The organism is Leclercia sp. GLN_9, from assembly GCF_043105735.1.
GTDB classification, from domain to species: Bacteria; Pseudomonadota; Gammaproteobacteria; order Enterobacterales; family Enterobacteriaceae; genus Enterobacter; species Enterobacter adecarboxylatus.
Genome location: NZ_JBICLV010000017.1, coordinates 40,111 through 51,797 on the forward strand (window position 1 = coordinate 40,111; position 11,687 = coordinate 51,797).

At 56.6% G+C, this 11,687-nt stretch carries 10 protein-coding genes; 6 read left to right on the top strand and 4 right to left on the bottom strand.

The features are described 5' to 3' along the window. Positions 1–126: 126 nt before the first annotated feature. Positions 127–699, bottom strand: coding sequence for an elongation factor P-like protein YeiP (yeiP, locus tag ACF8PE_RS10840; RefSeq protein ID WP_014884579.1), 573 nt, complete (start codon positions 697–699; stop codon positions 127–129). A 163-nt stretch (positions 700–862) separates the two neighbouring features. Between yeiP and ACF8PE_RS10845 the strand changes: the two genes are divergently transcribed. Then, the gene (locus ACF8PE_RS10845) at positions 863–1,117 is read left to right on the top strand and encodes a YkgJ family cysteine cluster protein (protein WP_077226275.1); all 255 of its coding nucleotides are present in this window, start codon (positions 863–865) and stop codon (positions 1,115–1,117) included. Here ACF8PE_RS10845 and setB read toward each other — a convergent pair. Next, the gene (gene setB / locus ACF8PE_RS10850; RefSeq protein ID WP_032612642.1) at positions 1,114–2,295 is read right to left on the bottom strand and encodes a sugar efflux transporter SetB; all 1,182 of its coding nucleotides are present in this window, start codon (positions 2,293–2,295) and stop codon (positions 1,114–1,116) included. The genes ACF8PE_RS10845 and setB overlap by 4 nt on opposite strands. Before the next feature lie 368 nt (positions 2,296–2,663). Between setB and fruB the strand changes: the two genes are divergently transcribed. From fruB to fruA, 3 genes are read left to right on the top strand one after another with little or no spacing between them, the layout of a single operon-like run. Continuing rightward, a complete protein-coding gene (gene fruB, locus ACF8PE_RS10855) occupies positions 2,664–3,794 on the top strand; it encodes a fused PTS fructose transporter subunit IIA/HPr protein (protein ID WP_032612640.1) in 1,131 nt (376 codons plus the stop codon). After that, entirely contained in the window at positions 3,794–4,732 is a 939-nt protein-coding gene (gene fruK / locus ACF8PE_RS10860) for a 1-phosphofructokinase (RefSeq protein ID WP_032612637.1), read from the top strand. The genes fruB and fruK overlap by 1 nt, the downstream gene beginning before the upstream one ends. Positions 4,733–4,748: 16 nt before the next feature. Further along, positions 4,749–6,446 (top strand): PTS fructose transporter subunit IIBC, encoded by a 1,698-nt coding sequence (gene fruA, locus ACF8PE_RS10865; RefSeq protein ID WP_032612635.1) that lies wholly within the window; start codon positions 4,749–4,751, stop codon positions 6,444–6,446. A 420-nt stretch (positions 6,447–6,866) separates the two neighbouring features. Here the strand turns inward: fruA and nfo are convergent, their stop codons facing one another. Both nfo and ACF8PE_RS10875 read right to left on the bottom strand, forming a co-directional pair. Next, complete coding sequence (gene nfo, locus ACF8PE_RS10870; RefSeq protein WP_148569216.1) at positions 6,867–7,724, bottom strand: deoxyribonuclease IV; 858 nt, start codon at positions 7,722–7,724, stop codon at positions 6,867–6,869. 65 nt (positions 7,725–7,789) lie between these two features. Beyond that, a complete protein-coding gene (locus ACF8PE_RS10875) occupies positions 7,790–8,836 on the bottom strand; it encodes a YeiH family protein (RefSeq protein WP_059307512.1) in 1,047 nt (348 codons plus the stop codon). A 122-nt stretch (positions 8,837–8,958) separates the two neighbouring features. Here ACF8PE_RS10875 and yieE point away from each other — a divergent pair, with 122 nt between their 5' ends. Together yieE and ACF8PE_RS10885 are read left to right on the top strand one after the other, a co-directional pair. Then, positions 8,959–9,828, top strand: a complete 870-nt coding sequence (gene yieE / locus ACF8PE_RS10880; RefSeq protein WP_032612627.1) for a DNA-binding transcriptional regulator YeiE — start codon at positions 8,959–8,961, stop codon at positions 9,826–9,828. A 178-nt stretch (positions 9,829–10,006) separates the two neighbouring features. Then, a complete protein-coding gene (locus ACF8PE_RS10885) occupies positions 10,007–11,476 on the top strand; it encodes an amino acid permease (RefSeq protein WP_032612625.1) in 1,470 nt (489 codons plus the stop codon). Positions 11,477–11,687 lie beyond the last annotated feature (211 nt).

Below are 11,687 nucleotides of genomic sequence, written 5' to 3' on the forward strand. Positions count from 1 at the left end.
GCTATTGCCCGGCGGCGTTATGCTGACCGGGCCGACAAAAAAACCGGCCATTGAGCCGGTTTTTTTATACGTGCTTTTGCAGGCCGGGTAAGGCGAAGCCGCTACCCGGCAAAACAGCGTGCAGGATCAGTCAGCACGACCCATATAGCGTTTTTCTTCGATATGGATGCGGATTTTCTCGCCTGCGGACAGGTATTCCGGCACCTGCACGACCAGACCGGTGGTCAGGGTCGCAGGTTTGTTACGCGCGGAGGCGGAAGCACCTTTAATGCCCGGGGCCGTTTCCACGATCTCCAGATCGACAGTCTGCGGCAGCTCCAGCGCCAGCAGGACGCCATCCCAGGTCAGAACCTGCATATCCGGCATCCCGCCTTCCGGGATAAACAGCAGCTCTTCTTCAATCTGATCTTTGGTGAAGATGTACGGGGTGTAGTCTTCTTTATCCATAAATACGTATTCGTTGCCGTCAACGTAGGAGAAATCGACATAACGACGGGTCAGGGTAACGGTATCCACGATATCGTCGCCTTTGAAACGCTCTTCAACTTTCAGACCGGTACGCACATCAGCAAAACGCATTTTGTACAGCGTTGCTGCGCCACGGGCGCTGGGTGCCTGAATATCGATGTCTTTCACAATCAGCAGCTTGCCGTTGTAATTCAGCACCATACCTTTCTTAATTTCGTTCGCTCTTGGCATTGCAGTAATCCTGTTCACGGGAAGGTCAAAAATATCGCGTCAAAGTACTCGCGCGCGGCATTTCAGGCAAGTGGATTTCGTGGCTTTTGCTATCAATACGCAAAAGGTGTTACTGTGCGCGTCACGCCCGCGGGAGCGGCTTTCTTTCAGGTAACGTACGTATATGGATTGCCGTTCGGACTGCGGAGCATGTTGCACCGCGCCCTCCATCTCCAGCCCCATCCCCGGGATGCCCAACGGCAAACCTGCCAATACCCCCTGCGTACAGCTTGACGCGCAACAGCGCTGCAAAATCTTTGGCTCGCCGCTGCGGCCCAAAGTGTGCGCCAGCCTGCAGCCGTCGCTCGAAATGTGCAGCACCTCGCGTACCCAGGCCATGACCTGGCTGCTTGACCTCGAGACGCTCACCGCGCCTTAAATATCCTTAATGCGCGTCAGGCAGAGCGTCGTCAGGATGCACATCCCCAGCGCAATCCAGAACACGGCGTGATAGCTCCAGATCTCGGCGACGACCCCGGCCATGGAGCCGGCGATAATCCAGCCCACGCGGGTGGTATTGGTGTATAGCGTGGTCGCAGCACCCGCCTGTCCCGGCATCAGATCCTGGAAGTAGAGCATGCCGATCCCTGCGAGAATGCCGATATAGATCGCGTTTAGCAGCTGTAACCCCAGCAGCAGCGCGGGGGAGTGGGCGGTCAACATCCCGACGTAAAACAGGAGTCCGGCAACGGCAGCAATGCGCATCAGGAAGCGTTTCCCGAAGCGTTTTGCGTAGTAACCGGCGATCAGCATGGTCGGGATCTCCAGCCCGGCCGCCGTCCCCATCATCACCCCCGCCAGTTTCTCGGACAGATGCAGCTCATTAATGATGAACAGCGGCATATTGATGATGTACAGGCTGTTGGTGCCCCACATTAACGTGCAGATGGTAAACAGCAGCAGGGCGTCGCGACGGTTGCGGCGCGGTGATTCCAGCACCCCGGTCGCCAGCTTCGGCTCTTTGCGCATCGTCGGCAGGAAAAACCAGACCATCGCCCCACAGACCACAAACGCCACCGCGGCGCTGAGATACATTGCCGGAAAACCAAACCCCATCGCCAGGGCGTAAGCCAGCGGCGGCCCGACGACCCATGCGAGTGACACCTGAGCGCGCAGGATCGAGCTGAACATCACCGCTTCGCGGCCGGTATGGTCTGCGTGTTCGCGGGCTAAGGCAAAGAGCTGCGGGTTGGCGGTGGAGCCAAAGCTACTAAGAAACACGCCGACAAACAGCAACACAAAATAGTTACGGTTCCAGGCGAACAGCAGGCAGGCAAAAACGCCCATCAGGCAGCAAAAAACGATCAGGGACTTGCGGTCACCTTTCTTATCCGAACGCCCGGCCAGAAACTGGCTGACCAGAATGCCGATGATGGCGCTGCCGGTAAAGAAGAAGCCAACCATTGCTGGACGGGCATGAACCTCGTTCGTGAGGAACAGACTCAGCGTAGGAGTTTGTAACGCACCGGCGATACCGGTGAGGAAGGCAACAATCAAAAACGCCGATGAGGTCAAATCAAATGACTTCCGGGGGACGGCGGCGGGGGTCGTGTGCATGTTTCTGTATCAGTGATATGAAGAAAGGCGGAGTTTACGCCGCTTGTCAGAAAATAGACAGAAAACCGGATCATTCATCCCACGAAAAATCAAAATCCCCTTTCAAAAGGTTTTCCGATTTTGCTGAAGTTGCTGAAACAGAGCGGTGGATTTCAAAACAGATTTGTAAAAATGCGCTGCCTGCCAATAAAACGTGCTGCACATCTAATTTTTGTATGCTGAATTGTAACTTTACTTGCAAGCTTTTGTAGAAAGAGCAAGACTTCTTGAAACGTTTCAGCGCTATCCGGTATCTGTTTGCCAACCCAAATAGCGTATTTTTTCTTATCTAAGCTGAATCGATTCAATTTCAGCAGGAGTGGAGAATCATGTTCCAGTTATCCGTGCAGGACATCCATCCGGGCGAGCAGGCCGGATCAAAAGAAGAGGCTATCCGGCAGATCGCCGCAGCGCTGGTGCAGGCAGGCAATGTCGGCAACGGCTATGTTGACGGCATGCTCGCTCGCGAACAGCAAACCTCAACATTCCTTGGCAATGGCATCGCCATTCCGCATGGCACCACCGATACCCGTGACCAGGTACTGAAAACCGGCGTTCAGGTTTATCAGTTCCCGCAGGGCGTGCTTTGGGGTGAAGGCCAGGTAGCCTATGTCGCCATTGGTATCGCCGCCAGCAGCGACGAACACCTCGGCCTGCTGCGTCAGCTGACGCACGTGCTGAGCGATGACGCGGTGGCTGAACAACTCAAATCCGCGACCACCGCCGAAGAGCTGCGTGCCTTGCTGATGGGTGAAAAGCAGAGCGAAGCCCTGAAACTGGATAACGACATGCTGACCCTGGACGTGGTGGCTTCCGATCTGGTGACCCTGCAGGCGCTCAACGCCGGTCGCCTGAAAGAAGCGGGTGCTGTCGATACCACTTTTGTTGCCCATGCGATTAACGACAAACCGCTGAACCTCGGTCAGGGCGTCTGGCTGAACGACTGTGCTGAAGGCAACCTGCGCAGCGCTATCGCCGTCAGCCGTGCGGCTACCGCGTTTGATACCGCCGGAGACACCACCGCCATGCTGGTGACTGTTTCCATGGCCGATGAACAGCCGGTAGAGGTGCTGAAGCGCCTGAGCGACCTGCTGCTGAACAAAAAAGCTGAACAACTGCTGAAAGCCGATGCCGCTACCTTGCTGGCGCTGCTGACCAGCGATGATGTGAATACCGATGAGCTGCTGAGCGCTGAATTTGTGGTACGTAACGAACATGGTCTGCATGCCCGTCCGGGCACCATGCTGGTGAATACCATTAAGCAGTTCAACAGCGACGTTACCGTCACCAACCTCGACGGCAGCGGTAAACCGGCCAACGGTCGCAGCCTGATGAAAGTGGTTGCGCTGGGCGTGAAGAAAGGCCATCGCCTGCGTTTCACCGCGCAGGGTGCGGATGCTGAACAGGCGCTGAAAGCGATTGGCGATGCCATCGCGGCCGGTCTGGGGGAGGGCGCATAATGAGCAGACGTGTTGCCACTATTACGCTGAACCCGGCTTACGACCTCGTGGGCTTTTGCCCGGAAATCGAACGCGGCGAAGTTAACCTCGTGCGTACCACTGGCCTGCACGCGGCAGGTAAAGGGATTAACGTTGCAAAAGTGCTGAAGGATCTCGGGATTGACGTCACCGTCGGCGGCTTCCTTGGCAAAGATAACCAGGATGGTTTCCAGCAGCTGTTCAGCGAGCTGGGGATCGCCAACCGTTTTCAGGTGGTGCAGGGCCGTACCCGCATCAACGTGAAATTGACCGAAAAAGATGGCGAAGTGACCGACCTGAACTTCTCCGGTTTTGAAGTCACCCAGGCCGACTGGGAGCGTTTTGTGAATGACTCCCTGACCTGGCTTGGTCAGTTCGACATGGTCTGCGTCAGCGGCAGCCTGCCGTCCGGCGTCAGCCCGGAAGCCTTTACCGACTGGATGACGCGCCTGCGTAGCCAGTGCCCATGCATCATCTTTGACAGCAGCCGCGATGCGCTGGTGGCGGGTCTGAAAGCAGCGCCGTGGTTGGTGAAACCTAATCGTCGCGAACTTGAGATCTGGGCTGGCCGTAAGCTGCCAGACTTAAAAGATGTGATTGACGCCGCCCACGCTTTACGTGAGCAGGGTATCGCGCATGTGGTGATCTCTCTGGGCGCAGAGGGCGCGCTGTGGGTTAACGCGTCCGGCGAATGGATCGCCAAACCGCCATCGATGGAAGTGGTCAGTACCGTGGGAGCAGGTGATTCGATGGTCGGCGGGTTGATCTATGGCCTGCTGATGCGCGAATCCAGTGAACACACATTACGTCTTGCCACCGCCGTTGCTGCCCTGGCTGTCAGCCAGAGCAATGTCGGGATTACCGATCGTACCCAGTTAGCCGCGATGATGGCGCGCGTTGACTTGAAACCCTTTAACTGACAGCAGGAGAGGCATAATGAAAACGCTGCTGATTATTGACTCTGCACTCGGACAGGCGCGCGCTTATATGGCGAAAACCTTGCTGGGTTCAGCGGGGCATAAAGCACACCTTGATTTTATCGATAACCCGGGCGATGCCGAACTGGTCATTGTACTGGGCGACACGATCCCGGCCGACAGTTCACTGAACGGCAAAAAAGTGTGGCTGGGCGATATCAATCGCGCAGTCGCCCACCCGGAACTGTTCCTGAGCGAAGCGAAAGGCCATGCGGCGCTGTATACCGCACCTGTCGCGGCGGAACCGGCAACGGCTGTGACCAGCGGTCCGAAACGCGTGGTGGCGGTCACTGCCTGCCCAACTGGCGTAGCGCACACCTTTATGGCCGCAGAAGCCATTGAAACCGAAGCCAAAAAACGCGGCTGGTGGGTAAAAGTTGAAACCCGCGGTTCAGTGGGCGCAGGCAATGCTATCACCCCGGAAGAGGTGGCGGCAGCGGACCTGGTGATCGTGGCGGCGGATATCGAAGTGGATCTGGCGAAGTTTGCCGGTAAACCGATGTATCGCACCTCAACCGGTCTGGCGCTGAAGAAAACGGCCCAGGAACTGGATAAAGCGCAGGCAGAAGCGAAACTGTTCCAGCCTGCGGGTAATACCGCGTCTTCGGCTTCCGAAGGCAAGAAAGAGTCTGCCGGTGCCTATCGTCACCTGCTGACAGGCGTCTCCTACATGCTGCCGATGGTTGTGGCGGGTGGTCTCTGTATCGCGCTCTCTTTCGCCTTTGGTATCGAGGCGTTCAAAGAGCCAAACACCCTGGCAGCGGCATTAATGCAGATTGGTGGAGGCTCGGCGTTCGCGCTGATGGTGCCTGTGCTGGCAGGTTACATTGCGTTCTCCATCGCTGACCGTCCAGGTCTGACCCCGGGTTTGATCGGCGGTATGCTGGCGGTGAGCACCGGTTCTGGCTTTATCGGCGGGATCATCGCCGGCTTCCTCGCAGGCTACGTGGCGAAGCTGATTAGTTCGAAGCTGAAACTGCCGCAAAGCATGGAAGCCCTGAAACCGATCCTGATCATTCCGCTGTTCTCCAGCCTGATTGTTGGTCTGGCCATGATCTACCTGATCGGTAAACCGGTTGCGGGTATCCTCGAAGGCCTGACCCACTGGCTGCAAACCATGGGTACCGCCAATGCGGTCCTGCTGGGTGCAATCCTCGGGGCGATGATGTGTACCGATATGGGTGGTCCGGTGAACAAAGCAGCCTATGCGTTTGGTGTTGGCCTGCTGAGTACCCAGACTTATGCACCGATGGCGGCCATCATGGCTGCGGGCATGGTGCCACCGCTGGCGCTGGGCCTGGCGACCCTCGTTGCCCGTCGTAAATTCGACAAGGCGCAGCAGGAAGGGGGTAAAGCGGCGCTGGTTCTCGGCCTGTGCTTCATCACCGAAGGGGCTATCCCGTTTGCGGCTCGTGACCCGATGCGCGTTCTGCCGTGCTGTATCGTCGGCGGTGCCGTGACCGGTGCCATCTCCATGGCGGTTGGCGCAAAACTGATGGCGCCGCACGGTGGTCTGTTTGTTCTGCTGATCCCGGGTGCGATTACCCCGGTGCTGGGTTACCTGCTTGCAATTATCGCCGGTACGCTGGTGGCAGGTCTCTCTTACGCGGTGCTGAAACGCCCGGAAGCTGAGGTAGTTGCTGCGAAAGCCGCATAAGCATTCTTCATTCAAAAAGGGCAGAGGCGACTCTGCCCTTTTTTTTGCATTTAAACGTGCAACGAATCAAACGCTTTTGTCGAACAGAAGGGGGCAGGGCGGGTAGCGACACTACCGCGGCAGGCGACGGGCGATGTTCCGCGCCACGCCACCCCACCCGCTGCGTACTGAATAGCTCCCGGATGAGAGGAAGATTAAGGGAAGCGAATGTCGGCCATACCCCGTACATCCATATGGATGGCGCGAGCGCGACACAATCATCCTGTTCGGTGAGGATACAACCCTTGTCTGTGATTGCCCCTTTGCGCATTCACTCCATGAGGTGTGCAGCAATGCGCGAACGGCTGAGATCAAGGGTCTTGTCAGGCTGTTGAATAAAAGGGGGGCGCCGCAGGATCGGCGTTTCCCTTTCGTTCATCCTTATGCGGTGGCCTCGGTGTACTGTTGTGCTTTCAGCCAGGCGATCTCTTCCGCCCAGATATCCGGGTTAATGGTTTCCAGCACCATCGGAATGCCGTCGAAACGCGGGTCCTGCATGATAAAGCGGAACGCATCGTGGCCGATGTTGCCTTCACCCAGGCTGTGGTGGCGGTCAACGCGGCTGCCAAAGGCGCTTTTCGCATCGTTGAGGTGCATTCCGCGCAGATACTCAAAGCCAACAATCCGTTCGAATTCCGCGAAGGTCTTTGTACATTCTTCCATGCTGCGCAGATCGTAACCGGCGGCAAAGGCATGGCAGGTATCAATACAGACGCCAACGCGGGTTTTATCTTCCACACCGTCAATAATGGCCGCCAGATGTTCAAAGCGGAAACCGAGGTTGCTGCCCTGTCCGGCGGTATTTTCAATCACCGCCGTTACCCCTTGCGTCTTCTCCAGCACGATATTGATCGACTCGGCGATCCGCGCCAGGCAGGCGTCTTCATCAATTTGCGTCAGATGGCTGCCCGGGTGGAAGTTCAACAGCGTCAGACCGAGCTGCTCGCAGCGCTGCATCTCATCGAGGAAAGCCTCACGTGACTTATCCAGCGCCTCCTGAACCGGGTGGCCGAGGTTAATCAGGTAGCTGTCGTGCGGCAGGATCTGGCCGGAAGTGAAATGGTATTTTTCGCAGGCCGCTTTGAACTCATCAATCACCTGAGTGGTTAAGGGGGCGGCACGCCACTGGCGCTGGTTTTTGGTGAACAGGGCGAAGGCGGTCGCCTCAATTTCGGCGGCACGAATGGCGGCATTCGCCAGGCCGCCAGCAGCACTGACGTGTGCTCCAACATATTTCATACAGGGACTCCTGTTAACCCACAAACGCTTATGATAGCGGGTTAACAGGAGAAGGATGAAGTGGTTTATGCCAGCAGGCTATGAACCGCCAGGTTAATGGCTCCCCCGCCTACAATCAGCCAGACGAAGAGCAGCAGCGCCATCAGCAGCGGTTTAGCCCCGGCTTTTTTCAGGGCGCTGACGTGGGTGGTTAAGCCCAGCGCCGCCATCGCCATGGCCAGCAGCACCGTATCCAGCGTCACCAGCATATCCACCACGGCTTTTGGCAACAGATGGAACGAGTTGAACACCGCCACCACAATAAACAGGATTGCAAACCACGGAATGGTGATTTTGCTCTTCTCGCCGCTGCCTGCCGGGGCAAGGTGTTTTACCCTTGCCGCCAGGATCAGCAGGAAGGGGGCCAGCATCATCACCCGCAGCATTTTGGCGATCACCGCCGCATTTTCCGCTTCCGGGTTGATGGCGTGACCGGCTGCTACCACCTGGGCCACTTCGTGCATCGTCGAGCCGATGTAAATCCCGTAGGTCTCCGGGCTAAACCAGTGCGCCACCAGCGGATACATCGCCGGATAGAGGAAGATCGCCAGCGTACCGAAGATCACCACTGTCGCGACCGCAACCGTCACCTTACTGGACTCGGCCTTCACTACCGGCTCGGTCGCCAGCACTGCCGCGGCACCGCAAATGCTGCTCCCGGCACCAATCAACCAGCTGGTCTGTTTGTCCAGCCCGAACACTTTCTGGCCAATAACGCAGGCCAGTGTAAAAGTGCTGGTCAGGGTTAATACGTCGATGACAATCCCGCTGACCCCCACATCGGCAATCTGCGCGAAGGTCAGGCGAAAACCATAAAGGATGATCCCGAGGCGCAGCAGGTGCTGTTTGGCGAAGATCACGCCGCCATCACACGGCTTGTAAATCTGCGGATAGACCGTATTACCGATGACCATCCCCAGCAGGATGGCCAGCGTCAGGGCGCTGAATCCCGCCCCGGCAACCGCCGGAATACTGCCGCCCCATAACGCAACGCCGGTGACCAGCGCGCTCAGCGCTAAACCCGGGATGTAGTGCCACACTGTACGATGATGTTCCAGAGTGAGTGTTGTCATAACCTTCTCCTTTTCTCTGGCTAAAGATTACGGCGCGCTGGTTTAAAAATAAAATTGATTATATATTTATAATTAATCTTTATAAGTGGTAAGCAGGACGCTTATCTTATCGGACGACAACTATGCACATTACGTTACGCCAGCTTGAGGTCTTTGCTGAGGTGCTGAAAAGCGGTTCGACCACGCAGGCCTCGCAGATGCTGGCGCTGTCGCAGTCTGCGGTCAGCGCCGCCCTGACCGATCTTGAAGGCCAACTGGGGGTTCAGCTCTTTGACAGGGTAGGGAAGCGGCTGGTGGTCAACGAACACGGGCGCTTGCTCTATCCCCGCGCGTTGGCCCTGCTGGAGCAGACCATCGAGATTGAACAGCTGTTTCGTGAAGATAATGGCGCCATTCGCGTCTTTGCCAGCAGCACCATCGGCAACTATATTCTGCCGGAGGTGATTGCCCGCTACCGCCGTGATTTCCCGGGGTTACCGCTGGAGATGAGCGTCGGCAATAGCCAGGATGTGATCAACGCCGTGATCGATTTTCGGGTTGATATCGGTCTTATCGAAGGCCCGTGCCACAACGCCGACATCATTGCCGACCCCTGGCTGGAGGATGAGCTGGTGGTCTTCGCCTCGCCGGCCTCTTCTTTATTACAGCAGGAGGTGACGCTGGAACGGCTGGCGCAGGCGCCGTGGATTTTACGCGAGCAGGGATCCGGCACGCGGGAGATCGTCGATTATCTGCTGCTGTCGCATCTGCCGCAGTTTCATATGGGTATGGAGCTGGGCAATTCAGAGGCGATCAAACATGCGGTGCGCCACGGCCTCGGCATCAGCTGCCTGTCGCGTCGGGTGATTGCCGAACAGCTGGAGAGCGGCACGCTGGTGGAGATCCCCGTTCCGCTGCCGAACAAGCTGGTGCGTACCCTGTGGCGTATCCATCATCGCCAGAAGCACCTCTCGAATTCCTTACAGCGTTTTCTGCGTTACTGTGAAATGTAAGCCCGCCCGGCGGCGTTCTGCCCGCCGGGATCGCGTCCTCGCACCGATTTAATTCTCTGCTTTACTTATAATCCTGGCCCGGTCATGAAGCTCTCTTATAACAGGGCATTTGTGCCGGAAGCGCTGGCGATCGTCTGCTACAATCGCGCCTCATTTTTTGAATGGACAGCATTTTCATATGGTTTCCGAAACTAAAACCACAGAAGCGCCCGCGCTACGTCGCGAACTCAAGGCGCGTCACCTGACGATGATTGCCATTGGCGGTTCTATCGGTACAGGTCTTTTTGTCGCCTCTGGGGCGACCATTTCTGCAGCGGGTCCTGGCGGCGCGCTCTTTTCTTATATCCTGATCGGTTTGATGGTCTATTTCCTGATGACCAGCCTGGGCGAACTGGCGGCGTACATGCCGGTATCCGGTTCTTTTTCTACCTATGGTCAGAAATATGTGGAAGAGGGCTTTGGCTTCGCGCTGGGCTGGAACTACTGGTATAACTGGGCGGTGACTATCGCCGTGGATCTGGTGGCATCGCAACTGGTGATGACCTGGTGGTTCCCCGATACGCCGGGCTGGATCTGGAGCGCTATCTTCCTGGGGCTGATCTTCCTGCTTAACTACATCTCCGTGCGCGGTTTTGGCGAAGCGGAATACTGGTTTTCGCTGATCAAAGTCGCCACAGTGATCATCTTTATCGCCGTGGGTGTGGCGATGATTGTCGGCATCTTCAAAGGCACTGAACCTGCGGGCTGGAGCAACTGGACTCTTGACGATGCGCCTTTTGCCGGGGGCTTCTCGGCGATGATTGGCGTGGCGATGATCGTTGGCTTCTCCTTCCAGGGGACTGAACTTATCGGCATTGCCGCCGGTGAATCCGAGAACCCGGAGAAGAACATTCCGCGCGCGGTGCGGCAGGTCTTCTGGCGTATCCTGCTGTTCTATGTGTTCGCAATCCTGATTATCAGCCTGATCATTCCGTATACCGATCCAAGCCTGCTGCGTAACGACGTGAAAGATATCAGCGTCAGTCCGTTTACGCTGGTGTTCCAGCATGCCGGTCTGCTCTCTGCGGCGGCGGTGATGAATGCGGTGATCCTGACGGCGGTACTGTCGGCGGGTAACTCCGGGATGTATGCCTCTACCCGTATGCTCTACTCCCTGGCCTGTGATGGCAAAGCGCCGCGTATTTTCGCTAAGCTGTCCAAAGGCGGCGTGCCGCGTAATGCGCTGTATGCCACCACCGTGATTGCCTGTCTCTGTTTCCTGACCTCAATGTTTGGTAACCAGACGGTCTACCTGTGGCTGTTGAATACCTCGGGGATGACGGGCTTTATCGCCTGGCTGGGTATCGCTATCAGCCACTACCGTTTCCGTCGCGGCTATGTGAAGCAGGGCTACGACATTAACAACCTGCCGTACCGCTCCGGGTTCTTCCCGCTGGGTCCGATCTTTGCCTTTGTACTGTGTCTGATCATTACCCTGGGCCAGAACTACGAAGCCTTCCTGGCCGACACCATCGACTGGGGCGGCGTGGCAGCCACCTATATTGGTATCCCACTGTTCTTGATCATCTGGTTCGGCTACAAGCTGACGAAGGGATCGAAGTTTGTCAGCTATAGCGAAATGGAATTCCCGAATAGCTTCAAAAAATAACCGCAACGCCTCTCTTTAACCCGCTCACTCGAGCGGGTTTTTTTTATCTCCATACTATGTAGTCTTGACATAACTTTTAACAATTGAATTGATAATAGTTATCGTTTGCTTTATCATTAGCATAGTAATCAAAAGGATGAAGGAGTCAGCATCGTCGCCCTGGTCAGGGGAAGATGCTGTGCCCACACCTGCAAAAAATTACCCGGCTGAC